The organism is Sphingomonas sp. SORGH_AS_0870, from assembly GCF_031453175.1.
In the GTDB taxonomy this organism is placed as follows: domain Bacteria; phylum Pseudomonadota; class Alphaproteobacteria; order Sphingomonadales; family Sphingomonadaceae; genus Sphingomonas.
Genome location: NZ_JAVIYW010000002.1, coordinates 146130 through 172576, shown reverse-complemented (window position 1 = coordinate 172576; position 26447 = coordinate 146130). Strand labels below are relative to the sequence as shown.

Genomic DNA, 26447 nt, shown 5'->3' with positions numbered 1-26447 from the left:
CCTCCGGGGTCCGGACATGCGCTTGGCCTCGCTCATCCCGCTCTCGTCTCCCATCTCCCTCGCCCGCCCATCGTGGTCCGACGGGTCGCGGGCGGGGCGTCATGTCGTTCTTGTTAGATGGACTATAGCACGGGACCGCGCCCCCTCAACCCATAGCTGTCGCGACCATGATTGCGCCCGCGCAGGCGCGATCCTATGAGGCCGGGTCATCTGATAACGACCTGCCGGAGTTGCCCCGCATGACCGATGACGACGTCCTTGCCGAGTTCCGCGCCGCCGAGGCGCTCCTCGAGGGGCATTTCATCCTGTCCTCGGGCCTGCGCAGCCCCCGCTATCTGCAGTGCGCGCGCGTCCTGATGGACCCGGCGCGCGCGGCGCGGCTGTGCGAGGCGGTGGCGGCCAAGATTCCGGCCGAGATCAGGGCGCAGATCAGCGCGGTCGTCGCCCCGGCGATGGGCGGCGTGATCGTCGGCCATGAAATGGCGCGCGCGCTGGGCGTACCGGGCATGTTCCTAGAGCGGCCCGAGGGAACCTTCCACCTGCGTCGCGGCTTCCGGCTTGATGCAGGTCAGAAGGTGCTGATGATGGAGGACGTGGTCACCACCGGGCTGTCGAGCCGGGAGGCGATCGCCGCCATCGCGCGCGAAGGGGGACAGACGATCGCGGCGGCCTCGCTGGTCGATCGTTCCAACGGCGCGGCCGATCTGGGCGTGCCCTTCTTCCCGCTGATCCGCCTCGACGTGCCCAGCTACAGCCCCGATGAGCTGCCGCCCGAACTGGCCGCGATCCCCGCGATCAAGCCGGGGAGCCGCGCGGCGGCATGAGCGGGCATCTGCGGCTGGGGGTCAATATCGACCATGTCGCGACCGTGCGCAACGCGCGCGGGGCGGGCTATCCCGATCCGGTCAAGGCGGCGCTGATCGCGGCCGAGGCGGGGGCCGACGGCATCACCGCGCATCTGCGCGAGGACCGGCGGCATATCACCGATGACGACATCGCGCGGCTGTCGGCCGAACTGACCGTGCCGCTGAACCTGGAGATGGCGGCGACGGAGGAGATGCTGGCCATCGCGCTGAAGCATCGCCCGCACGCCGCCTGCATCGTCCCCGAAAAGCGCGAGGAGCGCACGACCGAGGGCGGGCTGGACGCCGCCGGGCAGCGCGAATGGCTGGCCCCGATGGTGGCGCAGTTGGGCGAGGCGGGCATCCGCGTCTCGCTGTTCATCGAACCCGATCCCCGCCAGATCGAGGCGGCGCTGGCCCTGCGCGTGCCGGTGGTCGAACTTCACACCGGCCGCTATGCCGAGCTGGACGGCGAGGACCGCACTGCGGAACTCCGTCGCCTGTCGGACGCCGCCGCGCTGGCCGCCAAGAACGGGATCGAGGTTCATGCCGGTCACGGCCTGACCTATGACAATGTCGCCCCCATCGCGGCGATCCCGCAGGTGCGCGAGCTGAACATCGGCCATTTCCTGATCGCCGATGCGGTGTTCGTCGGCCTGCCCGAAGTGGTCCGCAAGATGCGCGCCGCGATGGACGTGGCGCGGTGAATCCTCCCCGGCACGGGGAGGGGGACCAGCCGCAGGCTGGTGGAGGGGGAGCGCCCCAAATGACTCGCGTGGTGGAGAACCCCCTCCACCACCGCTCCGCGGCGGTCCCCCTCCCCGTGCCGGGGAGGATGTCATGATCATCGGTCTGGGCTCCGACCTCTGCAATATCGAGCGTATCCAGGCCGCGCTCGACCGTCATGGCGGCCGGTTCGAGGCGCGCTGCTTTACGGATGTGGAGCAGGCCAAGGCGGCGAAACGCCCCTTCACCCGCGCCGGAACCTACGCCAAGCGCTTCGCCGCCAAGGAGGCCTTTTCCAAGGCGGTGGGCACGGGTTTCGCGCAAGGCGTGTTCATGCGCGACATCGGCGTCGTCAACCGGCCCGGCGGTGCGCCGACGCTGGTGCTGACCGGCGGCGCGCGCGAACGACTTGACGCGATGACCCCGCCGGGCCACGTCGCGCATATTCACTTGACCATGACCGACGATCACCCCTGGGCGCAGGCCTTTGTGGTGATCGAGGCAAGACCGGAAGTTTCCGCATGAAGGACGCGGTGTTGGATACCAACCAGGGCTCGCCCACGGACCAGCCGGGGCCGCAGCCGTCTGATTCCGCGCCCCGACCCAGGAAGCGCACCGACTGGTGGTCCGAGGTCAAGGGGCTGTTCTGGCTGCTGCTGATCGTGCTGGGCTTCCACAGCTTCATCGCCAAGCCCTTCTACATCCCGTCCGAATCGATGCTGCCGGGCCTGCGCGTCGGCGACCGGCTGGTCGTCAGCAAATTCGCCTATGGCTGGTCCTTCGTCTCGCCGACCATCCCCAATCCGGTGGCGATCTTCAAATCGGTCGTGCTGCACCAGCCGACCGACAGCTGGAGCTTCCAGCTGCCCTTCATCCATGGCCGCCTCTTCGGCTCGCTGCCGACGCGCGGCGATGTGGTGATCGTGACCCCGCCGGGGACGCATAACGACTATATCAAGCGGGTCATCGGCCTGCCCGGCGACCGGCTGGAGGTGCGCGACGGCACCGTCATCCTGAACGGCCAGCCGGTGAAGCGCGGGCCGCTCCATTATGTCGACATCCCGGTCGACACCAACAGCCCGTGCAACGCGTCCGACTATGGCGACGGGGCGAAGGTGCGGCTGGCGAGCGGCCAATGGGTCTGCCACCTGCCGATCGTGACCGAGACGCTGCCCAACAACCGCCGCTACGACACGGTCGAGCTGGGCTGGAGCCCGGGCGACAATTACGGCCCGATCACCATCCCGGCCAATCATGTCTTCCTGATGGGCGACAATCGCGACCGTTCGGCGGACAGCCGCTTCTCGCTGGCCGAGCTGGGGCTGGGCGGCGCGGTGCCCTATGAGAATATCGGCGGGCGGGCCGAGTTCGTGACGTTCAGCCTGGACGGCGATGCGACGCTGAACCCGCTGACCTGGTGGGGATCGCTGCGCTCGGGCCGGGCGGGCACCTCGCTGCATCCGGCCAAGGCGGACTGAACGCCATGACCGAACCGGCCCCGCTGACCGACGCCCCCGCACCGATCGAGTTTCGCGAGGGCTTCGTCCGGCGGGAGTTGACGCGCGCGGCGATCTGGCTGGGGCTGATCGCGGGCATCGCGATCGCGGTGCTGCTGGTCCAGCCGCTGCTGGTGATCTTTGCCGGGCTGGTCTTCGCCACGCTGCTCGACGGCGGCGTGCGGCTGCTCGGGCGGGTGTTGCCGATCGGGCGCGGCTGGCGGCTGCTGATCGTCGTGCTGGCGGTGACGGCGTTCCTGCTCGGCACCTTCTTCCTGACCGGCGTCGAGATGACGCAGCAGGTGACGCAGCTTCGCTCCACGCTGGAGACCCAGGTTGGGCGGTTGACCGAATGGCTGGCGTCGCAGGGGCTGATGCCCGGCACCTCGGACATCAACGGGCTGGTGAAACAGTCGCTGGGCTCGATCGGGCGGCTGACCTCGTGGGTGGGTACGGCGGTCGGGGCGATCACCTCGGCGTTCATGATCCTCATCATCGGGTTGTTCCTGGCGATGGATCCGGAAGGCTATGCGCGCGGCCTGCAATGGATGGTCCCGCGCGCCGCGCGCGCCGAGTTCGCGATCACGCAGGCGCGCGTCATGAGCACGCTGCGCAAGCTGCTCGCCGGGCGGCTGCTCGGCATGGCGGTGGAGGGGGTGCTGACCGGCATCGCGCTGATGATCGGGGGCGTGCCGATGGCGCTGCTGCTCGGCATCATCGCGGGCATCCTGGCCTTCATCCCCAATATCGGCGCGATCATCACCGGCACGCTGATGATCGCGGTCGGCTTTTCGGCGGGGACCGATGCCGGTTTCTGGGCGATCGGCACCTATCTGGTCGTGCAGACCTTCGACGGATATGTCGTGGTGCCGATGGTCGCCAAGCGGACGGTCGACCTGCCCCCCGCGCTGACCCTGTCGACCCAGATCATGGCGAGCGCGCTGTTCGGCATCCTCGGGCTGGCGCTGGCCGACCCGATGACCGCGATGGCCAAGTCCGCGCTACAGCGCCGCGTCGGAGCGCGAGGCGGCGCGCGACGGCGACAGCGCGCGCGCCGAAGCGGACATTGCCTGACGCCAGCGCCTGGCGGTTGTGCCGGGCGGTGACGATCGAATCGAACAGCGCCAGATAGCGGTCGGGCGAATCCTGCCCCGGCTGCGGCACGGGATCGGGGCGCGGCGCGACCGGGTCCAGCCAGTGGCGGAGCGCCGCGACCAGCCCCGCCAGATCCTCGCGCGCGACGACCGTGCCCAGCGCGGGGTCGCGGACGATCTCGCGCACCGCCGGGCTCGAATCGGTCGCGACGACCGGGGTCCCGACCGCCAGCGCCTCGCGCAGCACGCCGGGCACGCCTTCATAATCCGACGCCAGCGCCACCACCTGCGCCGCCGCCATCGCGGCGGGGGCGTCGGCGCTGTGTCCCGGCAACGTCACGCGGCCGGTAAGGCCCAGCGCGGCGATCTGCGCGGTCAGCGCAGGCCGCAGGCTGCCTTCGCCCAGGATGGTCAGCCCGATGTCGGGCGGCAGATGCGTCATCGCGGTGATCAGCCGGTCCCAGCGCTTCTGCGGCTCGAGTCGTCCGACGCCCAGGATCCGGCGACCGGGCGGGCGCGGCCGGTCGAGCGACAGGTCGGGCAGCGCGGCGGGCGGGTTGGGGATGACCGCGACCGACAGCCCGGTGGCATCCTGCGCCGCGCGCGCGGTGGCGGGCGTCATCGCCACCAGCGCGTCGAGGAACAGCCGGTGCCGCGCCAGCCATTGCCGCTGGCCCCAGGCGAGGACGGGATGATGGTCGCCGCGTTCGACCGCGTTCGACATCTTGGCGACGATCGGCGGGCAGGCCCCGGCCAGCCGCAACCGGCTCCATGCCGCCATGCTGGTATAATGATTGCCCGGGCAGAAGATGATGTCGGGCCGCATCCGCCCGATCATCGCGGGCAGGGTGGTGCACAGCCCGGCATAGCTCTGATGCCCCAGCGTCACCGTCTCCACCCCCATCGGCACGCCCGCCTGGAACTGACCGCTTTCCTCGCCCAGCACCAGCGTCACGCGGCGGCCGCGGTCCAGCCAGCCCTGGAACATCCGGCCCAGCGCCGCTTCCACGCCGCCGCGCATCGCCAGCGCGTAAGTCAGGATATGATCGGCTGGCATGGGCTCCCACGGGGACGATGGCGACAATGGGATGCGGCGATAATCGGCGCTTGTCGCTCAATTATGTCAGGATCAGCCCTATGGTGGACACAATCACCGGACAGAGATGAATTCTTATTCAGGTGCGAGAAAGCAGTGTTGAGGTTAGCGGGCGCCGCCGGCGCGCCGCCGCCGAGGAATCTCCCTAACGTGCAGAATGAACGAGATGATCCCATGACCCCGCAACAGGCGATCCCGTCTGCGACGAGCGGACCGGTGGCGCGCGACATGGCCGCGCTGGAGCCGCTGAAGACCGTGAAGAGCCGCTGGCCCGCCATCATCGGCGGCGCGCTGACGCTCGCCATGATCGTGGGGCTGGGGCATGAGCTGCTGGGGCGCGGGCTGGTCGGGCTGAGCCATTCGGTGCCGACCAATCCGATGTTCTACATCGTCTTCTTCGGCCTCTACATGGCGCTGCCGATCGGCGACTACATCATCTTCCGGCGGCTGTGGGGCATTCCGATCAGCGGCATGGCCGCACTGATCCGCAAGCGGATCGCCAATGAGGTCGCGTTCAGCTATTCGGGCGAGGCCTATTTCTATGCCTGGGCGCGCGCCAATGCGAAGATGGTCGCGGCGCCCTTCGGCGCGGTCAAGGATGTCGGCATCCTGTCGGCGATCGCGGGCAATGCGATCACCCTGTTGATGATCGGGCTGGCGCTGCCGGTCGGGCGCGAATTGCTGACCGCCGACCAGTTGCGGCTGGTCTGGGGATCGATCGCGATCGTCATGGCGACCTCACTGCCCTTCCTGATCTTCTCGCGCCGGGTCTTCTCGCTCGATCGCAGGACGCTTTGGTGGGTCTTCATGGTCCATTGCGTCCGCCTGATCGCCAATTCGCTGCTGGTGGCGCTCGCCTGGCATTACGGGATGCCCAGCGTGTCGCTCGGCATGTGGCTGTTCCTGTCGGCGGCGCGGCTGCTCGTCTCGCGCCTGCCGCTGGTGCCCAACAAGGACCTTCTTTTCGCCAATTTCGCGATCCTGTTGATCGGGCAGGATCAGGAATTGAGCGAACTGATCGCGTTCACCGCGGCGCTAACTTTGTTGGTCCATGTCGTGCTGATCGCCGGGTTCGGTTTGACGGCATTGGTTCGGAAGGTGCGCGCATGATTCGCGTGATGAAGATGATGGCGGTTACGGCGATCGCGCTGGCGGCGGTGCCGCAGGCGGCGGGCGCGCAGGTGCTGGGCAGCGATGCGGCGGCCTGCACCGGCGGCGGCGGCCCGGCGATCCTGGCCCGGATCGAGGGGTTGAAGGACCGCAAGGGCAATCTCAAGCTGGAACTCTATCCGGCGAACGAGGAGGATTTCCTGGCCGACGACGGCGTGCTGGTCCGCGCGGGCAAGACGTTCCGCCGCGTCCAGGTGCCGACGCCGACGGGCGGCGGGCCGATCGCGATGTGCATCCGGGTGCCGCGCCCGGGCCGCTATGCGCTGTTGTTCACGCATGACCGCGATGGCAAGAACAAGTTCAACTTCTGGAGCGACGGCGCGGGCTTCCCGGCCAACACCAAGCTGGGCCGCCGCAAGCCGCCGCTCGAATCGGCGCTGATCGACGTGCCGTCGGGGGTGGCGACGGTGACCATTCGCGCCCAATATCTGCGGGGCCTGAGCGGCTTCGGCCCGGTCGAATAAGGGGAAGGCGATGCGTATCGTCGACGTCAACGAATTCTACTCGCCCACCGGCGGGGGGGTGCGGACCTATATCGACCGCAAGATGTCGATCCTGGCCGAGATGGGCCATGAGCTGATCGTGCTCGCCCCCGGCACCGAGGACATGGTCGAGGAGCGTCCGGGCGGCGGCAAGATCATCTATATCAAGGCGCCGCGCCTGATCCTGGACACCAATTACGGCATGTTCTGGGACGGCGCGCCGGTGTGCCGCCTGCTCGACGAGCTGGACCCCGACATCGTCGAGGTGTCGTCGCCCGCCAAGCCCGCCTGGTTCGTCGCCAACTGGCAGGGGCGCGCGAAGAAGGTCTTCTTCATGCACAACGACAATGTCGGCACCTATCCGGTCCGCTGGCTGGACGGCATCGTCGCGCAGGAGCGGGTGGAGGACTGGTTCAGCTGGTACAGCCGCTACATGAACCGCTTCCTCGACCATTACGACCTGGTGCTGTCGAACGGCCCGGCGCTGGTCAAGCGACTCGGCAAGCGCGGCGTGCGGGTGGACGAGGGGATTCCGCTGGGGATCGAGCGGCATTTCTTCTCGCCCGACCACCGCGACGAACGGTTGCGTGCGGCGCTGCTGGCGCAGTGCGCGCTGCCCGAGGATGCGCATCTGTTGCTGGGGCTGGGGCGGCATCACCCCGAAAAGCGCTGGACGATGGTGATCGACGCGGTCGAGCGGGTGGCCTCCAGCCGTCCGGTCGGGCTGGTCCTGATCGGCGGCGGCGTTGCCAGCCGCGCGCTGGAGAAGCGGATCGCAGGCAGCCCGCATATCCGCCTGTTCCGCCCGGTCTATGACCGCCCGCGCCTGGCGCGGATCATGGCGAGCTGCGACGCGCTGGTCCATGGGTGCGAGACCGAGACCTTCGGGCTGGTGGCGTCGGAGGCGCTGGCCTCAGGATTGCCGCTGGTGGTGCCCGATTATGGCGGGTGCGCCGAGGTCGCCAATCCGCTGTTCGCCGAGACGTTCCGCGCTCGCGACGGCGCGGCCTGCGCCGAGGCGATCGAGCGGCTATTGTCGCGCGACCAGCGGGTGCTACGCAACGCCGCGCGCGTGGCGGCGGGCAAGGTGTTCAGCGACCGCGACCATGCCGAGGCGCTGATCGCACGCTATCAGCGGCTGCTCGATGGGGAAATGGGCGAGCGGGCAGCGGCCTGAGGCTCGCTTTCTCCCGCCCCCCGTTCAGCCTGAGCGTAGTCGAAGGCCACGGGAATCCCTATGTGCAAGCGCCGGGCGTGCGCTTCGACTTCGCTCAGCGTGAACGGAGGTTGGGGGCTGGTGGCGTCAGGCCGCCAGCAAATCCGCATAGCGCGACGGCGTATGGGTCTTCGCCAGCCGCGAATAGGTCTTGTCGATGCTGTCGAGCAGCGCGGGCACGCCATTGTCGCCCGGATGGACCGCGACTCGCGCCACCGGCGTCGGGCGCAGGCCATGGCGCAGCACGGCGGCGGCGGCGAGCGAGCTGAGCTGGCGACCGCGCGAGCGACTCGCCCAGGTGACGACCGGCCCACGCGCGACGATCCGGCCGTCGGCGGGCGTCCAGACGCGGAAATGATCCTCCGCCAGCCCGAATCCCGCATCGCCCAGCGCCAGACGCGCCTCGTCCGAATAGAGCCAGGCGGGCGCGATGAAGCCGGTCGCGCGGCGGCCGATGATATCCTCGATCAGCGCGGTGCCGCGCCGCATCCGGCGCAGCGCCTCGGCATGGGGCAAGCCGACGAACTCGCCTTCGCCCGCGGTCATGTGCTTGGCCTTCAGCGCGGTCTTCTGGTCGGTATGGACCATGTCGTCCTTGTGCGACCAGCCATGGACGAACATCTCGATCCCCATGTCCGCCCAGTCACGCAGGCGGGTGGCAAAGGGGGTGCCCGGCGCGATCGGCGCGCTGTTCCAATGGTCGGGGATGACCAGCATGGCCAGGCGCGGCCCGCCGAGATGGCCCGACAGCCGGTCGAACAGCGCATCGACCGCCCCCTCGAACCGGGGGGACACGTCATGGATCGAGGCGAGAAGGCGTTTCATCGCGTGGATTTATAGACGCTGATCATCTCATTGCCCATCGGCAGTTTCGCGCTCAGCCGGTATCCGTCCGCCATCGCCGCCATGATGCGGGCATGGGCGGCGGGCCGCTCGCCATTATAGGGCGGGCGCATCACGACCACGGCGGGGCGCCGGGCGAGGATACGGGTGATCTCGGCATCCTGGTCGACGCCGGTCGCACCCGCTTCGCGCGCGCGGCTGAGATGCGCGGGCACGATATAGCGCGACAGGGTGCAACGCTCGGTCGCGACATAGAGCATCGTGCTGCCCGAATAGACATAGAGGCATCCCGGCCCCTTGCCGACCGCCTGGGACAAGGCGGCGAACTGGGCGGGACCACCGCGCTCGTGGCGCAGCGCGACCAGCACGATCTGCCCGGCCAGGGCGGCGGTGAGCAGCAGTGCGGGCGTGTAGCGCCGCCGCCAGTCCGCGCGTCCCAGCATCGCGGCGGCGGCGGTGCAGGCGGGCAGCAGGATGGGCAGGCCATAATGGTCGAACCAGGGCCGGAACAGCAGCACGCCGACGATCGCGGCCGCCAGCCAGACCGCCAGGAAGCCATGCTCCCGATTGCGGGTCGCGCGCTTGAGGCCCAGCACCGCCAGCGTCACGACCGGCGACAGGATCAGGACCATCTGCCCCAGATTGCCCGCCAGCTCGGGCAGGGGATCGGGGTTGCGATGGAAGATCGACAGGAAATTGGCGTAGAGGAACGCGGCCCACTGGCCGATCGCGGCATAGACGCCCGCCGCCAGCGCAGTCGGGACCAGCGACACCAGGACCAGCGCCGCGCCGTACAGGATCAGCGCGACCGGGCTCCGGCTCCGCCGCCACTCGCCGCCCAGCAGCCACAGGCCGAAGACCATCCCCTCGAACACCGCCGAATATTTGATCTGGAGGATCGCCCCGACCAGCGCCATCGCGGCCAGCCCCAGGCTGCGCACCCCCCGCCGATCCGATTCGAGGATCGCCCAAGCCGCGCCCATCATCAGCAGATTGTAGAAGACCGGCGCCTGCCCGCCCTGTCCGCCGAGCAGGCCGATCCACAGGATATAGGCGATGCCCGCCGCCGTCGCGCCCGCGCCCCAGCCGAGTCGCTCCGCCATCCGCGCGACCAGCCATCCGGTCGCGACCACGCTGGCCAGCGCCATCGCCTGATAGGCCCAGATGCCCGCCGGAAACCCGAATGCGGCGGGCACGGCATAGAGCAGGAACAGCCCGATCGGCTTGCGGTCCCACACATCAACGAAGGGCCACGCACCCTGCCACATCGCATGGCCGGTGAAGAAGTAGAACTCCTCGTCCACATGGACCACCGGGTTGCCGAAGGTGGCCACGCGGGCGAGGATCGCCACGGCGAGCAGGATGAGGAGGCGGTGGTTCGCCGTGGCGGGGCGATTGCTAGGCAGTCTCGACATTCGGATAGGTCCAGAATCAATCCGCCCCTGCAAGGGGAGGGTGGGCGAGCTTTGCCGTGCCCCCCGGCACGTCAAGATGGTGCCCGGGGGGCACCATCTCCCTCGCACACATGCGAAGCATGGTGGAGGGGTGTTCCCGGTGGCGGGGGTATCCCTGTCCTCTCGGGCCGGGACACCCCTCCGTCAGGCCTGCGGCCTGCCACCTCCCCTTGCAGGGGAGGAAAGGGAATTACCGCGTCGCGGTGACGAAATAGTCGAGCGCGGTCGAGTCGCTGACCATGAACCCCTTGGTCGGCGAATAGCTCAGCCCGCGCACGTCGCGCACCGTCAGTCCCGCCTGGGTCAGCAAGGCGGTCAGTTCGTCGGGGGTCAGGAATTTCGACCAGTCATGCGTGCCCTTGGGGATCGCGCCCGTCCCCTCCGCCAGCGTGATCAGCGCCAGTTTCGACAGCGGCGTGCGGTTGGGCGTCGACAGGATCATCAGCCCGCCGGGCGCCAGCGCATCGGCCAGCCCGCGCACGAAGCGCGCCGGATCGGCGACATGCTCGATCACCTCCAGCGAGGTGACGAGGTCGAACGTCTCGCCGGCCAGCCCCTCGACGCTGCCCGCGCGGTAATGGATCGCCAGGCCCGATTGCGCGGCATGGGCGGCGGCGACCGCGACATTCTCGGCCGCCGCGTCCAGCCCCGTCACCTCGGCGCCCAGGCGCGCCAGCGGCTCGCACAGCAACCCCGCCCCGCATCCGACATCGAGCGCGCGCTTGCCCGTCAGGGGGGTGAAGCCCTGTCCGTCGGCATCCCAGTGCAGATCGATCTGCTCGCGGATATAGCGCAGGCGCGGCGGGTTCAGCCGGTGCAGCATCGCGCTCGACCCTTTGGGGTCCCACCACTCGGCCGCCATCTTTCCGAAATGTGCGGCTTCGGCGCCGATAATGGTAGAATCGTTCAAATGGCTTGCGTTCGTCATGGGGGCTACCTATCAGGACCGCCGTTTTACCCCAAGGAGATTGGCAAAAACCGCATGGCCCGTATCGTGATGAAGTTCGGCGGCACCTCGATGGCCGGAATCGAGCGCATCCGCAACGTGGCGGCGCGGGTCAAACGCGAGGTGGAGGCTGGGCATCAGGTCGCGGTCGTCGTCTCCGCGATGGCGGGCGAGACCGACCGGCTGGTCGGTTTCTGCCGCGAGGCCTCGTCGCTCTACGATCCCCAGGAATATGACGTCGTCGTCTCGGCGGGCGAACAGATCACCAGCGGGCTGCTGGCGATCACGCTCCAGGCGATGGGCGTCCCCGCCCGTTCGTGGCTGGGTTGGCAATTGCCGATCCACACCGACACGGCGTTCGCGAAGGCGCGAATCGGCGAGATCGACACCACCGCGCTGGACGAGAGCCTGGCGGCGGGCGTGGTCGCGGTCATCCCCGGCTTCCAGGGCGTGGCCGAGGGCAACCGGGTCACGACGCTGGGTCGCGGCGGTTCGGATACCAGCGCGGTCGCGGTCGCGGCGGCGATGAAGGCGGAGCGGTGCGACATCTATACCGATGTCGACGGCGTCTACACCACCGACCCCCGCATCGTGCCCCGCGCGCGCAAGCTGTCGAAGGTCACCTATGAGGAGATGCTGGAACTCGCCAGCGTCGGCGCCAAGGTGCTCCAGACCCGCTCGGTGGGTCTGGCGATGAAGGAACAGGTGCGCGTGCGGGTGCTCAGCTCGTTCGACGACGCACGGGACGAAGACGGACATCGCGGCACGTTGATCGTGGGCGAAGAGGAAATCGACGATATGGAACGCCAGCTCATCACCGGCATCGCGCATGACAAGAACGAAGCCAAGATCACCCTGACCGCCGTGCCGGATCGGCCCGGTTCGGTGGGCGCGATCTTCGCGCCGCTCGCGGATGCGGGGATCAACGTGGACATGATCGTCCAGAACATCGCGCATTCGACCGGCTCGACGGACGTGACCTTCACGGTCCCTTCGGCAGACCTCGCCCGCACCCTGGACGTGCTGGAAAAGGCGAGCGGTGACATCGGTTATGCCAAGATGGTCCACGACACGCGGGTCGCCAAGATCTCGGTGGTCGGCGTCGGTATGCGCAGCCATGCGGGCGTGGCGTCGACCATGTTCCAGACGCTGGGCGCGCGCGGGATCAACATCCTCGCCATCACCACCTCGGAGATCAAGGTCAGCGTGTTGATCGAAGAGGACTATACCGAACTGGCGGTGCGCGTGCTGCACACCGCTTATGGTCTGGACGCCGAGGCAGCGTAACGACCCGACCGATGCCCCGTCGCCCCAGCGAAGGCTGGGGCCTCTGGCCCGGGTTCGATCCGGTCCGCCAAAGATCCCAGCCTTCGCTGGGATGACGGTTATGGGGTATGGGGTTCGCGCGAAGCCGCGAAGACGCGAAGCATATTCAGGAAGATTGGTTCGCGCAGAGGCGCGGAGGGCGCAGAGGTGGCGTATCCGGCCGCTATTGAAGTCCTCCAACAACGGTCTGTTGGAGATTCGATTGCGCTGCCGCGCGCGAAACCTCTCTGCGTCCTCTGCGCCTCTGCGCGAACCCCTTCTTCTTCGCGTCATCGCGGCTTCGCGTGAACCAAATCTTGCCGTCCGCCGCGCTCCACGGCATGGAGCGCCGATGACCGACACCCTCACCACCACCACCGGCGAACAGCGTCTCGCCACCCGCATGGCGCGCGGCGCGGAATTTCTGGGCGCCGACATGGCGATCATGGCGGGTGCCATGTCCTGGGTGTCAGAGCGCAACCTCGTCTCCGCCATGTCCAATGCGGGCGGCTTCGGCGTGATCGCGTGCGGCGCGATGACCCCCGAACTGCTCGACACCGAAATCGCCGCGACCAAGGCGATGACCACGCGCCCCTTCGGCGTGAACCTGATCACCATGCACCCGCAGCTATTCGACCTGATCGCGGTGTGCGGTCGTCACCAGGTCGGCCATGTCGTGCTCGCCGGTGGCCTGCCCCCCAAGGGCGCGCTGGAGGCGATCAAGGAGACGGGCGCGAAGGTCATCTGCTTCGCCCCCGCGCTCAGCCTTGCCAAGAAGCTGATCCGCTCGGGCGTCGACGCGCTGGTGATCGAGGGGATGGAGGCGGGCGGCCATATCGGCCCCGTCTCGACCAGCGTGCTGGCGCAGGAAATGCTGCCCGAGATCGCCGACCAGGTGCCCGTCTTCGTCGCGGGCGGCATCGGCCGGGGCGAGGCGATCGCCGCCTATCTCGACATGGGCGCGGCGGGCGTCCAGCTCGGCACGCGGTTCGTCTGCGCGACCGAATCGATCGCGCATCCCAATTTCAAGAAGGCGTTCATCCGCGCCTCGGCCCGCGACGCGGTGGCGAGCGTGCAGATCGACCCGCGCCTGCCGGTCATCCCGGTCCGTGCGCTCAAGAATGCGGGCGGCGAGCTGTTCACCGCCAAGCAGCGCGAAGTCGCCCAGTCGCTCGACGAGGGCAAGGTCGCGATGGCCGAGGCACAGCTCCAGATCGAGCATTACTGGGCGGGCGCGCTGCGCCGCGCGGTGATCGAGGGCGATGTCGAGCATGGCAGCGTGATGGCGGGCCAGTCGGTCGGCATGGTCACGAAGGAAGAGCCGATCGCCGACATCCTGGCGCAACTGATGGCCGAGGCCGCCGCCGCGCTGGTCGCGCGCACGGCCTGATCCTCCCCGCGCCGGGGAGGATTTCCAACCCTCGGACATAAGGCTCGCTTCATCGCACGGGTTACGACGCGTTAACCTTGATTCGGCATGACGCCTGCAACAGCCGGGGGCGGGGTTTTCCAAGGATCAGGGTCATGGCGAGTTTGCGTGTTGTATCGGGTATCGCGATCGGTCTCTCGCTGGCGGGATGTACCGCGCGCGAGACCGCCAAGGTCGCGCCGCCGCCGGTGATGGTGCCGGCCCCGCCGCAGGTCGCGCGCGCCCCGCTGCCCCCCGGCGCCACGCCGGGGATGCGGATCCCCGCGCTGCTGCCCGACGGCAATTACGCCACGCCCAACCGTTCGCTGACCAGCGCGGCGACGATCTGGCATCTGCGTTCGGCGCTGAACGTCGCGGCGCTGGCCTGTCGCGGGCCGGACGAGGGGCTGATCGTCACCCGCTACAACACCATGCTGACCACGCGAAAGATCGCGCTGGCCGCCGCCGAGAAACGCTATTCGGCCGAATATCAGGCGCAGGGCGGCGACTGGCGCGACCGCTATGACGATGCGATGACCCGGCTGTACAATTTCTTCTCGACCACCCCGGTGCGCAAGGGCTTCTGCGCCGCCGCCGATGCGGTGCTCGCCGATATCAGCAGTGCGCCCACAGACGATTTCGAAACCAGCGCGGCGGCGCGGCTGGACCGGCTGGATGCGCCGTTCATCGCCTTCTTCCGCGCCTATGATGCGTGGCGCGCGGGGACGATGGTGCCGGTGCAGCGCACGACCGCGCCGCTCGCCATCGCCGCACAGGCCAATCCGCCGGTCGCGCAGGCCGGGGCGAGCGGCCCCGTGCTGTCGAGCCAGCCGGTCCCCGCCGCCAAGCCCTATGCGCCGCCGGTCATCAACCCGCCGTCGCTGAAGGTCGATTCCGCCGCGCTGCAATAAGCACGGCGGCGTCCTGGGCCAGCCCGGCGCTGATGGTGATTCGGCCGGTCGCGATCCTATCCGGCGTGTGGAACCCGGCGGCCAGGCTCGGCCGCCGATGGTCGTGCGTGGTTTCCATCATTCGTCAGCGTGGTGCCTTCCTTCCCCCGGACGGATGGGTTAACGGGCGGTCACCATGACGGTGACGGACGACGACCAGCCGAGGGGCGGCCGCTTCGAGGGGCACGAGCATCGCTTTGCGGTGCGCGTCTATTTCGAGGATACCGACCTGTCGGGCGTGGTCTATCACGCCAACTATCTCCGCTACATGGAGCGCGCGCGCTCCGACATGCTGCGGGTCGCCGGGATCGACCAGCGCGCCGCGCATGAGGCGGGCGAGGGCGCCTATGCCGTCACCGACATCGCCATCCGCTATGCCGCCTCCGCGCGGCTCGACGACGATCTGGTCGTCACGTCGCGGCTGATCCAGGTCAGTGCGGTTCGCGTCGTCATTCATCAGACAGTCAGGTGCGGCGCGGTCATGCTGACCGACGCGCGTGTGACCGTCGCATGGGTCGGCCCGAACGGCCGCCCGCGACGCCAGCCCGCCGACTGGATCGCCATCTACCAACGCCTTGTCTGGCAAGGGGACACCCAACACCCATGAATCCCGTCTTCAACATGGATGCCGCCAGTTTGTCGCCCGTCGCGCTGTTCCTCCACGCCGACTGGGTGGTAAAGTTCGTGATGATCGGACTTTTGCTGTCCAGCATCTGGACCTGGACGATCATCGTCGCCTTTTCGCGCAAGCTGGCGCGCACGAAGAAGGGCATGACCCGGTTCGAGCGCGATTTCTGGAAGGCGGAGGATATCGACGCCTTTCACCGGATGGAGCAGGACAGCGAACTGCCCTCCGCGCGGGTCTTCTCGGCGGGCGTGCAGGAATGGCGCCGCTCGACCGCGGGCGGGCATATCGACCGCGACGGCACGCGCGAACGGCTCGCCACCGCGATGGGGTCGGCGGTCGCGGGTGAGATCGACAAGCTGTCGGACCGGCTGAACGTGCTGGCGACGGTCGGCTCGGTCGCGCCGTTCGTCGGCCTGTTCGGCACCGTCTGGGGCATCATGCGCAGCTTCACCGGCATCGCGCAGGCGCAGAACACCTCGCTGGCGGTCGTGGCGCCCGGCATTTCGGAGGCGTTGTTCGCCACCGCCATCGGCCTGTTCGCCGCCATTCCGGCGGTGATCGCCTATAACCGGTTCAGCCACGGCGTGAACCGGGTCGAGGCGTCGCTCAACCGCTTCGCCGACGGGTTCCACACCACGCTCAGCCGCCAGCTCGACTCGGCACGCTGAAGGGGTACGGGCGATGGCCATGAACCTTCCCTCCCGCTCCGGCCGGGGGCGCCGCGCGCCGATGGCGGACATCAACGTCACGCCCCTGGTCGACGTGATGCTGGTGCTGCTGATCATCTTCATGGTCACCGCGCCGCTGCTGACCACGGGCGTGCCGGTCAACCTGCCCGACAGCCGGGCCAAGGCGCTGGACCAGGACCAGAAGCCCGAGCAGATCGCGATCGACGAGCAGGGGCGGCTGTTCCTGAACGACGATGAGATCAGCGATGCCGACCTGCCCGCGCGGCTGGATGCGATCGCCGCGCGGAAAGGCGCTGATGGGCAGGCGCCGCAAATCTATCTGCGCGCCGACCGGGCGCTGGATTACGGCCGGGTGATGCGCGTCATGGGCGAGCTGAACCGCGCCGGGCTGAACCGCGTGTCGCTGGTCACCGTGGAAGGTGGCGCGGGCGAGGGAACGGGCCAGCGCTGATGGAGCGTGGCGAGCGGACGGGATTGGCGATAGCGGTCGCAGGGCATCTCGTCCTGTTCGGCCTGTTGTCGGTCGGCTTTCTGGCGACGCCGAATCCGGAAAAGCTGAAGGTCACGCCGATCGACATCTCGCTGGTCAAGGATGTTGCGCTGGACGCGGCGTCGCCGACCCCCAACCAGCAGGCCGCCCAGTCGATCGCCCCCGAAGAGGGCGCGCCGGAAGATGCGGCCCCCCCCGAGCCGGTCGAGGCCGCGCCCGCGCCGCAGCCTGCGCCGCCACCGCCCGCGCCCCAGCCGCAACCGCAGCCCAAGCCTCAACCCCGTCCACAGCCGAAACCCGAACCGGCCAAGCCCGAGCCGCGTCCCGAGCCCAAGCCGCAACCCAAGCCCGCCCCCAGACCGGCGGAAAAGCCCAAGCCCAAACCGCCCGAGCCGCGCCCCAGGCCGCAACCGGCCAAGCCTGCGCCCGCCAGGCCCGCTCCGGCCAAGCCGACGCCAGCGGCCAAGCCCGCACCGGCGGCGCGGCCCAGCCGGTCGGAGGGCAAGCCCGCCGCGACCCGGCCGACCACCCCGGCGCGCGGCAGCGGCAAGAGCGAGACGGCGACCACGACCCGCCCGCGCGGCTCGCATCTGGGTGCCGACTTCCTGAAGGGGCTGTCGGCCGATCCGTCGCCCTCCAGGTCGCAGGCGGCGCCCGCCGCCCGGATCGGCGCGCAGCAATTGGCGAACATCGCCTCGGCGATCCTGCGTCAGGTCCAGCCCTGTGCGAACCGTCAGGTGACGCCGGGGCCGGGCGCCGAGCGTATCCGCGTCGCGATCAACCTGCATCTCAACAAGGACGGCAGCCTGGCCGCCGCGCCGCGTGTGGTCGGGCATAGCGGTGTCGATGGCGAGAACGAACGCTATGTCGACCGGGTCGACGATCTGGCGATCGCCACCTTCAAGGGATGCTCGCCGCTGCGCGGGCTTCCCGCCGAGCTGTACGACGTGCCGGGCGGGTGGAGCAATTTCACGCTGCGCTACAAGTTGCCGGGTTGAGGATGGCCGGTCCGTCCTTCCGCTCGCGTCCGGCGGTGGCCGCGCCCCCGAAAAAACGGGGCGTGGGATCGTTGGCATGATGACGACAGTTTTCAGAAACTGTCCATTGGATGACAGGCCGTCCGCGCTTTATGGAGCGCAAGGCGGCTGGAGCGACACGCGTTTCCGTTTCAGTTACCCGGGTTGAGGATCTGTTTATGCCCCGTTCCCTGCTGACCCTGCCGCTCACGCTGGCCCTGGCGGCCAGTGCCGTCGGCGCGCAGGACGTGCCCGCGCCCCAGGAACAACCCGCGGCCCCCGCGCCCGCCGGGCAGCAGCCCGCGGCCGCGCCCGCCAATGGCCAGGAAGGGCTGGTCGTCGATGTCGAGGGCGGCATCTCCGCGCCGATGCCGATCGCGATCCCGGCGATGCCGACCAGCGCGGTGGTGCAGACGGCGGCGGGCACCACCGATGTCGTCGGGCAGGAACTGTCCAAGATCATCACCAACGACCTGCGCAATTCGGGGCTGTTCACGCCGGTCCCGCCCGCGCAGCTGCGCACCGTGTCCTTCCCGGAAGTGACCGCGCCCGCCTTCGACTATTGGAACGGCACCGGCGCGCAGGCGCTGGTCCAGGGCTATGTCCGCGCCAATGGCGACGGGACGCTGACGGTCGGCTGCTACCTCTATGACGTGCTGGCCAAGAGCGAGTTGGCGCGGCAGGGCTTCGTCGTGTCGCCGGGCGACTGGCGGCGGGCCGCGCACAAATGCGCCGACACCATCTATACCAAGCTGACCGGCGAAGGCCCCTATTTCGACAGCCGGATCGTCTATGTCTCCGAGACGGGGTCCAAGGCGCGGCGGATCAAGCGGCTGGCGATCATGGACCAGGACGGCGCCAATCACCGTTTCCTGACCAACGGCCAGTCGATCGTGCTGACCCCGCGCTTCGCGCCGAACCAGCAGTCGATCGTCTATATGTCCTATGTCGACAAGCGGCCCGCCATCTATGTCTATGACATCGGTTCGGGCCGTCAGCGGCTGGTGGTGCAGAATGCCGCGACGACCTTCGCGCCGCGCTTCTCGCCCGATGGCCGCTGGATCCTGTTCTCGATGGCGCAGGGCGGCAATACCGACATCTACCGCGTCTCGGCGCAAGGGGGCACGCCGCAGCGGCTGACCAACGCGCCCGGCATCGATACCGGCGGCAGCTATTCGCCCGACGGCTCCAAGATCGTGTTCGAAAGCGATCGTTCGGGCGGGCAGCAAATCTATGTCATGAACGCGGACGGTTCCAACCAGCAGCGGATCAGCTTCGGCGGCGGCCGCTATGCGACGCCGGTCTGGAGCCCGCGCGGCGACCTGATCGCCTTCACCAAGCTGGGCGGCGCGTTCCGCATCGGCATCATGAATCCCTCGGGCGGGGCCGAGAAGCTGCTGACCAACAGCTGGCAGGACGAGGGGCCGAGCTGGTCCCCCAATGGCCGCGTCATCACCTTCCAGCGCTCGACACAGGGGGCGTCGGGCAAGGCGGATGTGTGGATGGTCGACCTGACCGGGGTGAACGAACGTCGCATTCCGACGCCGCTCGACGGCTCGGACCCGGCCTGGGGGCCGTTGCGGCCGTGATGGGGTATAGGGGTTTCAGTTTCGGGGGCGAAACGAACCAAGAGGGAGTGACAGTCCAGTGACCAAGATCAAGACCACCCTGCTCGTCGCCACGATGGCGCTGGCCATTGCCGGTTGCGCCAAGAAGCGGCCCGCCGTCCTGCCGCCCGCGCCGGTCGACCAGAATGCGGCCACCGACCCCAATGCAGGCCAGACCACCCCGACCGATGGCGCGATCGTCCCCGGGTCGGATGCCGACTTCAAGCGCTCGGTGACGTCGAACACCATCCATTTCGGGCTCGATCAATATGACATCGACCCCGAGTCGCGCGCGATCCTGGACAGCCAGGCGACGTGGCTTCAGCGCTATCCCAATGTCCGCATCACCATCGAGGGGCATTGCGACGAGCGCGGCACGCGCGAATATAATCTCGCGCTGGGCGATCGTCGCGCGAACGCGGCCAAGAATTATCTGGCGGCGCGCGGCATCTCGCCCGACCGGATGAACGTCATCAGCTATGGCAAGGAACGCCCGATCGCGCTCGGCTCGGACGAGGCGAGCTATGCGCAGAACCGCCGCGCGGTGACCGTGGTCCTGAGCTGACGATCGTCATTCCTCCCCATCTCTGATGGGGAGGGGGACCGCGCCCGAAGGGCGTGGTGGAGGGGCTTGGCCCGTCCGTCTTTGCCCCTCCACCACCGGGCTGACGCCCGGCGGTCCCCCTCCCCAAGCATAGCTTGGGGAGGAATGGAATGCGGTCGGCGCCATACCCCCAAAACCTCCGTTCAGCCTGAGCGAAGTCGAAGGCCACGGGACTCGCTCTCCGCAAGGTCCGGGGCGTGCACTTCGACTTCGCTCAGTGCGAACGAATCTCGGGCGTTCAGCCTCTGAAGGCTTGGTTCAGCAGCTTCGCCAGCCGCAACCCACCCCGCTTCACCTGCTCGCGCTCGACCGGGGCCATCGCCCGGATCGCGGCGTCATCCATCGTCATATGCGCCGGCGTTGGCCGGCAGGGATCGCCGCCCATCGCGGCGGCATAGGCGCGCTTGGCGACCGCCCAGTTCTCGCGGCTCCAGGCCATCACGCCACCCACCGCCTCGCGCCGCCGCTCGGCCGCCGGATAGGCGCGGACCAATTTGGGGGGCGTCGAGATCGCCCGCTCGGCGAGCAGCCCGTCCCAGATCGAATGCAGGTTCAGCCGCGCGGTCGCATAGTCGCCATAATCGACATGGGTGTCGTTGCCGCCCTTGTCGCCCTTGTCCCCGGCATGGAGCGGCTGGTGCAGGTCGCCGACGAAGTGGACGAGGAAGGCCAGCGCCATCACCCGGTCCTTATCGCTGGCGCGCTTGTCCTTCAGGATCGCGAGCTGGCGCGGAATCTGCGCCGATACGCAGTCCCCGCTGTCGCAGGCGGGGGGCAGGCGAAAGGGCTGGCAAATGTCCACATTCTGATAATGCCAGCTATAGGCATAGCTGAAGCGCGACTTGCCATTCTCGTCCTTCAGCGGCTTGACGCAATCGGGCCAGACGCTGGCCTCCTCGATCGTCCGGACCGGGCAGCTCGGCGTGTCGAGCTCGCCTTGCGCGCGCAGGATCCGGCGGATTTCGGCACGGGCATGCGGCGTGATGTTGGCCCAGGCGATGGCCGCCACCGTCTGATGTCCATAGTCCCAATAGGCGGCGGCGGGGGAGGCGAGGAACGACGCCGCGATCATCGCGACGAACAGGCGCAAGTGCTTCATGACGCGGGTTTTATCCCTCGTCGGCGTAGATCGCCACCCTGTGTTCGCCGTCACTCGTCGCACGGCCGCGATACATGCCTGCGGTCGTCATGCTCCATGCGATCGCGCCATCGGGCCCGGCCAGGATGGTGCCGCCGGTGCCGCCCAGCGCCTTCACCTCGGCCAGCACCGAGTCGGCGGCGGCCTGGAGGCTGTCGCCGGTGAAGCGGCGACGCGCGGCGATCTCATGCCCCACGCCGACGCGGATGAAGACCTCGCCCGAGCCGGTGCACGATACCGCACAGGCGCGGTCGTCGGCATAGGTGCCCGCGCCGATCAGCGGCGAATCGCCAATCCGGCCCCAGCGCTTGCCGGTCACCCCGCCGGTCGAGGTGGCGGCGGCAACATGGCCCCGCGCGTCGCAGGCGACCGCGCCGACCGTGCCGTACTTCATGTCGCTGTCGAACGCATCGGCGCCGCGCGACAGCAGTTCGTCGAGCTGGCGGCGGCGCTCGTCGGTGTGGAACCAGGCGGGGTCGACCTGCTCCAGCCCCCGGTCGACCGCGAATCGGTCCGCGCCCTGCCCGGCCAGCAGGACATGCGGGCTGGCCTCCATGACCTTGCGCGCCAGCGTCACCGGGTTGCGGGTCCGCGTCACCCCCGCGACCGAGCCCGCCCGCCGGTCGCGCCCGTCCATGATCGCGGCGTCCAGCTCGTTGGTGCCGTGCTGCGTGAAGCAGGCGCCGCGCCCGGCGTTGAAATGGGGATCGTCCTCCAGGACGCGTACGGCCGCCTCGACCGCGTCCAGCGCGCTGCCGCCCTCCGCCAGTACCGCCGACCCGGCCCTCAGCGCGGCGTCGAGCCCGGCACGCGCTCCGGCATCCTGTTCGGGGGTCAGGACATCGCGGGTGATCCGGCCCGCGCCGCCATGGATGACCAGCGACCAGGATGCGGACATGGGGAAACTCCGATATTTGAAGGGGACAGGCTTTGCGCCCGAGCCCCTATCAGATCGTCGCTTTCCCGCCATCCCCCGGACGCAGCCCGATCAGCGGGCGGAGCCAGCGCAGCTTGCGGCCGACCAGATAAAAGGCCCAGCAGCCCGCCACCGTCGCCGCCACCAGGATCGCGGCATCGACCGCCAGCGGCCAGCCCAGCCTGCGCAGGCCCAGCGCGACGAGGATGATGATCGTCTGGTGGATCAGATAGAAGGGGAAGACCGCCTCGGTCAGCGTGCGGCGCCACGGATGGTCGCGGTTCCAGAAACGCTCCGCCAGCCCGATCAGCGCGACGACCGCCATCCACCCCTGCACCGCGCGTGCGCCCGCAAAGACGGTGCCCAGCCCCGCGGGCGCGCCCGCCAGCCCCGGCCAGCGCCACTCCAGCGCGGCGGCGACCGCATAGCTGGCCAGCGCGATGGCCGCCGCGACGATCCAGCCGCGCCGGAAACTGCCCAGCACCCGCTCCGACCCCGCCATGCCGAAGCCGAAGAGCAGCGCGGGGAAATAGATGGCATGCGCCAGCCAGTCGTCGATCAGGCCATGCGTCTCCAGCCCGCCGGGGAACAGGCGGATATCGACCAGCAGAAGCCACAGCACCGGCAGCACCGCGCCGCCCCATCCGCCGAACACCCGGTCGAACAGCCCCTGCGCCCTGCCGCCGAACCGGCCGCCCACCGCCAGCAGCATCGCCACCGCCATGGTATAGGCCCACAGATAGGCGACGAACCACAGATGGTTCCAGGCGGGCGTCGGCACCACCCCGCCGATCAGTCGGAAGCTTAGCCAGTCGTGCAGCCAGAAGGTCGCATAGGAGCCTGGATAGCCATATTTGCTGACCAGCTCGGCCCAGATCTGCGGCGGCACCAGCACCGCGATCCCGAACGCCAGCGGGACGAGCAGCCGGATGCTCCGCCCCCGCGCGAAGCTGGCGATCGAGGGATGCCGGACCGCCAGCGCGCGGGTCGCATAGCCCGACACGACGAACAGCAGCATCAGCCGCCATGGATTGCTCGCCAGCATCGGGATCGCGACCCAGGGCAGCCGGGCGAGCTGCACATGGAAGCCCCATGGCACGAAGACCATGCCGATATGATAGAGGATCAGGATGGCGAAGGCGCCGATGCGCAGCCAGTCGAGTCCGTAATGGCGGGGGATGGGGGCGGCGGCGGTCATTCTTTGCCCGGTCTGGTACAGCACTGACTTTGAACCGCAACGCGCTTGCGCGTATATAGGGCCCATGTCCATTCGTCCCTGGCGAGACATTGTCCGCCGCCAAAGCCGTCAGATCATGGTGGGCCAAGTGCCCGTGGGCGGCGACGCCCCCGTCACCGTGCAGACCATGACCAACACGCCGACCAGCGATCCGGTCGCCACGATCAACCAGATCCGGCGCTGCGAAGAGGCGGGGGCGGACATCATCCGCGTCTCCTGCCCCGACACCGATTCGACCGCCGCGCTGGCCAAGATCACCAAGGCGGCGCGTGTGCCGATCGTCGCCGACATCCATTTCCACTATAAGCGCGCGCTGGAAGCCGCCGATGCGGGCGCGGCCTGCCTGCGCATCAATCCCGGCAATATCGGATCGTCCGAGCGCGTGGCCGAGGTCGTCCGCGCGGCCAAGGCCAATGGCTGCGCCATCCGCATCGGGGTCAATGCCGGTAGCCTGGAGAAGGACCTGCTTGAGAAATATGGCGAGCCCTGTCCCGAGGCGCTGGTCGAATCGGCGCTCGACCATATCAAGCTGCTCCAGGACCACGATTTCCACGAATATAAGGTCGCGGTGAAGGCGTCCGACGTCTTCCTGGCGGTGGCGGCCTATCAGGGGCTGGCCGAGGCGACCGACTGCCCGCTGCATCTGGGCATCACCGAGGCGGGCGGGCTGATCGGCGGGACGGTCAAGTCCTCGATCGGCATCGGTTCGCTCCTCTGGTTCGGGATCGGCGACACGATTCGCGTCTCGCTCTCGGCCGAGCCCGAGGAAGAGGTGCGCGTCGGCTTCGAGATACTGAAGGCGCTGGGCATCCGCAATCGCGGCGTGCGCGTCGTGTCCTGCCCGTCCTGCGCGCGCCAGGGCTTCGACGTGATCCGCACTGTGCAGGTGCTGGAGGAACGGCTCCAGCATATCCGCACGCCCATGTCGCTGTCGGTGCTGGGCTGCGTCGTCAACGGGCCGGGCGAGGCGCGCGAGACCGATATCGGCGTGACCGGCGGCGGCAATGGCAAGCACATGGTCTATCTGTCGGGGCTGACCGATCATACGGTCGAGGACGCCGACATGGTCGACCATATCGTCAAGCTGGTCGAGGCGAAGGCCGCCGAACTCGAAGCGGCGGACGTCGCCAAGGCGGCGATCGCGGCGGAGTGATCCGGGCCCATTCCTCTCCTTGCGGGGAAGGAATGGGTTTCGTTACGATGCGGGCATGACCGTCATCCGCATCGCCGCCGCCCTGATCGAAGACGGAAGCGGGCGCATCCTGCTGGTGCGCAAGGCGGGCACCCGCTGGTTCATGCAGGCGGGCGGCAAGATCGAACCTGGCGAGGACGCCGCCGCCGCGCTGATCCGCGAACTGGACGAGGAGATCGGGCTGACGGTCGCCGAATCGGCGCTGCGCCCGATCGGGCGATTCTCGGCGGCGGCGGCCAATGAGCCGGGGCACCGGGTCGACGCCACGGTCTTTCACCTGACCGTCGACCATGACCCGGTGCCCGCCGCCGAGATCGAGGAGGCGATCTGGGTCGATGGCCGCTCGGTCGAAACCCTGCCGCTGGCGCCGTTGCTTCGAGACCACATCCTGCCATGGTGGCGGGGCGGCACGGGCAGGGGGGAATGACATGCGGCGGGGCGTGGCGATGATGGCGGGCGCGTTGATCCTGTCGGGTTGCGTCACGACCAAGACCGAGAAGCCGTTGCTGACCAAGCGCGCCTTTGCTCGACTGGCCGCCCGGTGCGGCGTGACCCCGACCGAGTTCAAGACGGCGCGCAGCGGCCTGCCCTATGTCCGCTTCCGCTACACCGATGCCGCGCAGGAAACCGAAATCCGGGCCGCGCCCAGCGTCGAATGTATCGGGCGCGGTCTGAAACGCTATCGATATGAATATTTCGGCCCGGACCCGAATCCGGCCAAACCCGACGCCTGACCAGGGCGGATCGCCATTCAGCGATGCCTTTCCGTCCCTCGCCCCTCGTAGAGGGGAGAGGGTTGCGCAGACTTGGCCTTTGCGAAAGCAAAGGCTTAGTCGGAGCTGGGTGAGGGGTGGATGCGCGTAGCGCGCGAGCCTTTGGGCTCGCTGTACCCCTCACCCAAGCTGCGCTAGCCAGCAGGCTGGCAAGCTTCGCTAACCCTCTCCCCTGTCCAGGGGAGAGGGGAAGAAGCAGTCCTGAATGTCGATTCGGGCTATAGCCGCAGGCCCAGCCGAACCCCCGCTCCGGCATCGGGGGCACCCCGGCTGACCCCGGCGCTGCCCTGGATGCCCAGCGACAGGCGCTGCGACAGTGCGGTGTCCAGCCCCGCGCCGATCTCCTGCCGGTCGGCGCTCTGGTCGCTGGCGCGCGAGGCATAGTTGTACGAGACGCTGACCTCGCTCGCCTTGCCCATGCGGACCGCCACGCCGCCCCGCGCGCTGGTCACGTCGCGCAGGGCATAGCCGTCGGGCTGCCCGACAAAGCTGTGGCCGATCGCGGCAAAGGGCGTGACCTTGCCGGGCACAGCGGCTTCCGCCCCGATCGAATAATCGGTCTTGCCCGTCCCCAGGCCGCGCGCGGCCGAGGCGGTGGGCAGCTTGGCGCTGCCGGTCAGGGCCAGCGCCAGATGGTGCGGGCGCGGCGCGACCAGCTGGACCGACGCCCCCACCACCGCATCGCCCAGCCCGCTGCGCCTGACGCGCGTGGCCGGGCGGGTGGGGTCGACGAAGATGGGCAGGCCCAGCGGCCCGCCGGGCGCGACGACATTGCCCGGCGCGTCCACCTGCACCACCGGCAGCGCGGCGAACACCGTCACCCGCTTGCGCTTGGCCCGCAGGCCCAGCGACGTGCTGGCGGTATCCACACGCTGTCCGGTGCCATAGCGGCCCGAGGCATAGTCCGCCCCGACCGTCGCGGTGACCTGCGCCCCCGCCGGTGCCGCCAGCATCATGGCCAGACCCGTTGCGATCCATGCCGTCTTCATGCCCGTCATCCCTTTTTGCATCGGTGTTTGCGGGGGCAACGGATGCGGGGTTGGATTTCATCCGATCATCGGCGCACCCTCACCCTTGCGGTGGGAGAGGTCGGCAATCGGCTCCTCTCGCCTTTCGGAGCCGTCCCCGT

General features: G+C 68.8%; 27 protein-coding genes and 1 pseudogene. 20 read left to right on the top strand and 8 right to left on the bottom strand.

The annotated features are described in order from the left end of the window. Nucleotides 1-239: 239 nt before the first annotated feature. From pyrE to QE363_RS01130, 5 genes are all read left to right on the top strand, one after another. Nucleotides 240-824, top strand: coding sequence for an orotate phosphoribosyltransferase (gene pyrE / locus QE363_RS01150; protein WP_307101501.1), 585 nt, complete (start codon nt 240-242; stop codon nt 822-824). Further along, nucleotides 821-1549 (top strand): pyridoxine 5'-phosphate synthase, encoded by a 729-nt coding sequence (locus tag QE363_RS01145; RefSeq protein WP_309690934.1) that lies wholly within the window; start codon nt 821-823, stop codon nt 1547-1549. The genes pyrE and QE363_RS01145 overlap by 4 nt, the downstream gene beginning before the upstream one ends. Nucleotides 1550-1682: 133 nt before the next feature. Further along, on the top strand, nt 1683-2093 hold the full coding sequence (acpS, locus tag QE363_RS01140; RefSeq protein ID WP_309690932.1) for a holo-ACP synthase: 411 nt from the start codon (nt 1683-1685) through the stop codon (nt 2091-2093). Next, entirely contained in the window at nt 2090-3046 is a 957-nt protein-coding gene (gene lepB / locus QE363_RS01135; protein ID WP_309690930.1) for a signal peptidase I, read from the top strand. Before acpS ends, lepB begins: the two co-directional genes overlap by 4 nt. A 5-nt stretch (nt 3047-3051) precedes the next feature. Then, nucleotides 3052-4170: an AI-2E family transporter gene (locus QE363_RS01130; protein ID WP_309690929.1), complete on the top strand. Its 1119-nt coding sequence runs from the start codon at nt 3052-3054 to the stop codon at nt 4168-4170. A gap of 94 nt (nt 4171-4264) precedes the next feature. Here QE363_RS01130 and QE363_RS01125 read toward each other — a convergent pair. Continuing rightward, nucleotides 4265-4780 (bottom strand): annotated as a pseudogene (locus QE363_RS01125) (glycosyltransferase); the annotation flags it as partial. Nucleotides 4781-5428: 648 nt separating this feature from the next. On the opposite strand from QE363_RS01125, the gene QE363_RS01120 reads away from it, so the two are divergent. The 3 genes from QE363_RS01120 to QE363_RS01110 are packed head-to-tail and all read left to right on the top strand — an operon-like array spanning nt 5429 to nt 8083. Next, a complete protein-coding gene (locus QE363_RS01120; protein WP_309690927.1) occupies nt 5429-6364 on the top strand; it encodes a hypothetical protein in 936 nt (311 codons plus the stop codon). Then, on the top strand, nt 6361-6888 hold the full coding sequence (locus QE363_RS01115; protein ID WP_309690926.1) for a DUF2141 domain-containing protein: 528 nt from the start codon (nt 6361-6363) through the stop codon (nt 6886-6888). Before QE363_RS01120 ends, QE363_RS01115 begins: the two co-directional genes overlap by 4 nt. Nucleotides 6889-6898: 10 nt before the next feature. Beyond that, nucleotides 6899-8083 (top strand): glycosyltransferase, encoded by a 1185-nt coding sequence (locus QE363_RS01110; protein ID WP_309690923.1) that lies wholly within the window; start codon nt 6899-6901, stop codon nt 8081-8083. Between the two features lie 126 nt (nt 8084-8209). On the opposite strand, the gene QE363_RS01105 is transcribed toward QE363_RS01110, so the two are convergent. The 3 genes from QE363_RS01105 to ubiG form a co-directional block, all read right to left on the bottom strand. Beyond that, nucleotides 8210-8947, bottom strand: coding sequence for a polysaccharide deacetylase family protein (locus QE363_RS01105; RefSeq protein WP_309690920.1), 738 nt, complete (start codon nt 8945-8947; stop codon nt 8210-8212). Beyond that, nucleotides 8944-10380, bottom strand: coding sequence for a hypothetical protein (locus tag QE363_RS01100; protein ID WP_309690917.1), 1437 nt, complete (start codon nt 10378-10380; stop codon nt 8944-8946). Before QE363_RS01100 ends, QE363_RS01105 begins: the two co-directional genes overlap by 4 nt. A 229-nt stretch (nt 10381-10609) precedes the next feature. Then, entirely contained in the window at nt 10610-11347 is a 738-nt protein-coding gene (gene ubiG / locus QE363_RS01095; RefSeq protein WP_307101478.1) for a bifunctional 2-polyprenyl-6-hydroxyphenol methylase/3-demethylubiquinol 3-O-methyltransferase UbiG, read from the bottom strand. Nucleotides 11348-11401: 54 nt separating this feature from the next. On the opposite strand from ubiG, the gene QE363_RS01090 reads away from it, so the two are divergent. The 9 genes from QE363_RS01090 (at nt 11402) to pal (ending at nt 20023) form a co-directional block, all read left to right on the top strand. Beyond that, the gene (locus QE363_RS01090) at nt 11402-12652 is read left to right on the top strand and encodes an aspartate kinase (RefSeq protein WP_294233037.1); all 1251 of its coding nucleotides are present in this window, start codon (nt 11402-11404) and stop codon (nt 12650-12652) included. Between the two features lie 421 nt (nt 12653-13073). Further along, nucleotides 13074-14060 (top strand): NAD(P)H-dependent flavin oxidoreductase, encoded by a 987-nt coding sequence (locus QE363_RS01085; protein WP_405053206.1) that lies wholly within the window; start codon nt 13074-13076, stop codon nt 14058-14060. A gap of 134 nt (nt 14061-14194) precedes the next feature. Further along, a complete protein-coding gene (locus tag QE363_RS01080; RefSeq protein WP_309690908.1) occupies nt 14195-14989 on the top strand; it encodes a hypothetical protein in 795 nt (264 codons plus the stop codon). 175 nt (nt 14990-15164) lie between these two features. Next, the gene (locus QE363_RS01075) at nt 15165-15635 is read left to right on the top strand and encodes a YbgC/FadM family acyl-CoA thioesterase (protein WP_309690905.1); all 471 of its coding nucleotides are present in this window, start codon (nt 15165-15167) and stop codon (nt 15633-15635) included. After that, nucleotides 15632-16324: a protein TolQ gene (gene tolQ, locus QE363_RS01070; RefSeq protein WP_309690903.1), complete on the top strand. Its 693-nt coding sequence runs from the start codon at nt 15632-15634 to the stop codon at nt 16322-16324. The genes QE363_RS01075 and tolQ overlap by 4 nt, the downstream gene beginning before the upstream one ends. A gap of 13 nt (nt 16325-16337) precedes the next feature. Further along, entirely contained in the window at nt 16338-16796 is a 459-nt protein-coding gene (gene tolR, locus QE363_RS01065) for a protein TolR (RefSeq protein WP_309690900.1), read from the top strand. Then, nucleotides 16796-17833 (top strand): cell envelope biogenesis protein TolA, encoded by a 1038-nt coding sequence (locus QE363_RS01060; protein WP_309690897.1) that lies wholly within the window; start codon nt 16796-16798, stop codon nt 17831-17833. The genes tolR and QE363_RS01060 overlap by 1 nt, the downstream gene beginning before the upstream one ends. Nucleotides 17834-18030: 197 nt before the next feature. Further along, a complete protein-coding gene (tolB, locus tag QE363_RS01055; RefSeq protein WP_309690893.1) occupies nt 18031-19440 on the top strand; it encodes a Tol-Pal system beta propeller repeat protein TolB in 1410 nt (469 codons plus the stop codon). A gap of 58 nt (nt 19441-19498) precedes the next feature. Next, nucleotides 19499-20023: a peptidoglycan-associated lipoprotein Pal gene (gene pal, locus QE363_RS01050; RefSeq protein WP_309690890.1), complete on the top strand. Its 525-nt coding sequence runs from the start codon at nt 19499-19501 to the stop codon at nt 20021-20023. Nucleotides 20024-20300: 277 nt separating this feature from the next. On the opposite strand, the gene QE363_RS01045 is transcribed toward pal, so the two are convergent. Genes QE363_RS01045 through QE363_RS01035 form a run of 3 tightly spaced genes read right to left on the bottom strand, consistent with a single transcriptional unit; the run spans nt 20301 to nt 23314 of the window. Beyond that, nucleotides 20301-21161: a S1/P1 nuclease gene (locus QE363_RS01045; protein ID WP_309690887.1), complete on the bottom strand. Its 861-nt coding sequence runs from the start codon at nt 21159-21161 to the stop codon at nt 20301-20303. Between the two features lie 10 nt (nt 21162-21171). Further along, nucleotides 21172-22098 (bottom strand): isoaspartyl peptidase/L-asparaginase, encoded by a 927-nt coding sequence (locus tag QE363_RS01040; RefSeq protein WP_309690884.1) that lies wholly within the window; start codon nt 22096-22098, stop codon nt 21172-21174. Between the two features lie 49 nt (nt 22099-22147). Next, nucleotides 22148-23314, bottom strand: coding sequence for an acyltransferase (locus tag QE363_RS01035; protein WP_309690881.1), 1167 nt, complete (start codon nt 23312-23314; stop codon nt 22148-22150). A gap of 64 nt (nt 23315-23378) precedes the next feature. Between QE363_RS01035 and ispG the strand changes: the two genes are divergently transcribed. Genes ispG through QE363_RS01020 form a run of 3 tightly spaced genes read left to right on the top strand, consistent with a single transcriptional unit; the run spans nt 23379 to nt 25279 of the window. Continuing rightward, nucleotides 23379-24506: a flavodoxin-dependent (E)-4-hydroxy-3-methylbut-2-enyl-diphosphate synthase gene (ispG, locus tag QE363_RS01030; RefSeq protein WP_307101448.1), complete on the top strand. Its 1128-nt coding sequence runs from the start codon at nt 23379-23381 to the stop codon at nt 24504-24506. A 55-nt stretch (nt 24507-24561) separates the two neighbouring features. Continuing rightward, entirely contained in the window at nt 24562-24972 is a 411-nt protein-coding gene (locus QE363_RS01025; protein ID WP_309690877.1) for an NUDIX domain-containing protein, read from the top strand. Between the two features lies 1 nt (nt 24973). After that, a complete protein-coding gene (locus QE363_RS01020; protein ID WP_309690874.1) occupies nt 24974-25279 on the top strand; it encodes a hypothetical protein in 306 nt (101 codons plus the stop codon). Between the two features lie 257 nt (nt 25280-25536). Here the strand turns inward: QE363_RS01020 and QE363_RS01015 are convergent, their stop codons facing one another. Beyond that, complete coding sequence (locus QE363_RS01015) at nt 25537-26307, bottom strand: transporter (protein ID WP_309690871.1); 771 nt, start codon at nt 26305-26307, stop codon at nt 25537-25539. Nucleotides 26308-26447 lie beyond the last annotated feature (140 nt).

Excerpts from the sequence above, each read along its gene's own strand:
- pyrE (WP_307101501.1), top strand. The coding sequence starts at position 240 with ATGACCGATGACGACGTCCTTGCCGAGTTCCGCGCCGCCGAGGCGCTC.
- QE363_RS01145 (WP_309690934.1), top strand. The coding sequence starts at position 821 with ATGAGCGGGCATCTGCGGCTGGGGGTCAATATCGACCATGTCGCGACC.
- acpS (WP_309690932.1), top strand. The coding sequence starts at position 1,683 with ATGATCATCGGTCTGGGCTCCGACCTCTGCAATATCGAGCGTATCCAG.
- lepB (WP_309690930.1), top strand. The coding sequence starts at position 2,090 with ATGAAGGACGCGGTGTTGGATACCAACCAGGGCTCGCCCACGGACCAG.
- QE363_RS01130 (WP_309690929.1), top strand. The coding sequence starts at position 3,052 with ATGACCGAACCGGCCCCGCTGACCGACGCCCCCGCACCGATCGAGTTT.
- QE363_RS01120 (WP_309690927.1), top strand. The coding sequence starts at position 5,429 with ATGACCCCGCAACAGGCGATCCCGTCTGCGACGAGCGGACCGGTGGCG.
- QE363_RS01115 (WP_309690926.1), top strand. The coding sequence starts at position 6,361 with ATGATTCGCGTGATGAAGATGATGGCGGTTACGGCGATCGCGCTGGCG.
- QE363_RS01110 (WP_309690923.1), top strand. The coding sequence starts at position 6,899 with ATGCGTATCGTCGACGTCAACGAATTCTACTCGCCCACCGGCGGGGGG.
- QE363_RS01105 (WP_309690920.1), bottom strand. The coding sequence starts at position 8,947 with ATGAAACGCCTTCTCGCCTCGATCCATGACGTGTCCCCCCGGTTCGAG.
- QE363_RS01100 (WP_309690917.1), bottom strand. The coding sequence starts at position 10,380 with ATGTCGAGACTGCCTAGCAATCGCCCCGCCACGGCGAACCACCGCCTC.
- ubiG (WP_307101478.1), bottom strand. The coding sequence starts at position 11,347 with ATGACGAACGCAAGCCATTTGAACGATTCTACCATTATCGGCGCCGAA.
- QE363_RS01090 (WP_294233037.1), top strand. The coding sequence starts at position 11,402 with ATGGCCCGTATCGTGATGAAGTTCGGCGGCACCTCGATGGCCGGAATC.
- QE363_RS01085 (WP_405053206.1), top strand. The coding sequence starts at position 13,074 with ATGGCGCGCGGCGCGGAATTTCTGGGCGCCGACATGGCGATCATGGCG.
- QE363_RS01080 (WP_309690908.1), top strand. The coding sequence starts at position 14,195 with ATGGCGAGTTTGCGTGTTGTATCGGGTATCGCGATCGGTCTCTCGCTG.
- QE363_RS01075 (WP_309690905.1), top strand. The coding sequence starts at position 15,165 with ATGACGGTGACGGACGACGACCAGCCGAGGGGCGGCCGCTTCGAGGGG.
- tolQ (WP_309690903.1), top strand. The coding sequence starts at position 15,632 with ATGAATCCCGTCTTCAACATGGATGCCGCCAGTTTGTCGCCCGTCGCG.
- tolR (WP_309690900.1), top strand. The coding sequence starts at position 16,338 with ATGGCCATGAACCTTCCCTCCCGCTCCGGCCGGGGGCGCCGCGCGCCG.
- QE363_RS01060 (WP_309690897.1), top strand. The coding sequence starts at position 16,796 with ATGGAGCGTGGCGAGCGGACGGGATTGGCGATAGCGGTCGCAGGGCAT.
- tolB (WP_309690893.1), top strand. The coding sequence starts at position 18,031 with ATGCCCCGTTCCCTGCTGACCCTGCCGCTCACGCTGGCCCTGGCGGCC.
- QE363_RS01045 (WP_309690887.1), bottom strand. The coding sequence starts at position 21,161 with ATGAAGCACTTGCGCCTGTTCGTCGCGATGATCGCGGCGTCGTTCCTC.
- QE363_RS01040 (WP_309690884.1), bottom strand. The coding sequence starts at position 22,098 with ATGTCCGCATCCTGGTCGCTGGTCATCCATGGCGGCGCGGGCCGGATC.
- QE363_RS01035 (WP_309690881.1), bottom strand. The coding sequence starts at position 23,314 with ATGACCGCCGCCGCCCCCATCCCCCGCCATTACGGACTCGACTGGCTG.
- ispG (WP_307101448.1), top strand. The coding sequence starts at position 23,379 with ATGTCCATTCGTCCCTGGCGAGACATTGTCCGCCGCCAAAGCCGTCAG.
- QE363_RS01025 (WP_309690877.1), top strand. The coding sequence starts at position 24,562 with ATGACCGTCATCCGCATCGCCGCCGCCCTGATCGAAGACGGAAGCGGG.
- QE363_RS01020 (WP_309690874.1), top strand. The coding sequence starts at position 24,974 with ATGCGGCGGGGCGTGGCGATGATGGCGGGCGCGTTGATCCTGTCGGGT.
- QE363_RS01015 (WP_309690871.1), bottom strand. The coding sequence starts at position 26,307 with ATGAAGACGGCATGGATCGCAACGGGTCTGGCCATGATGCTGGCGGCA.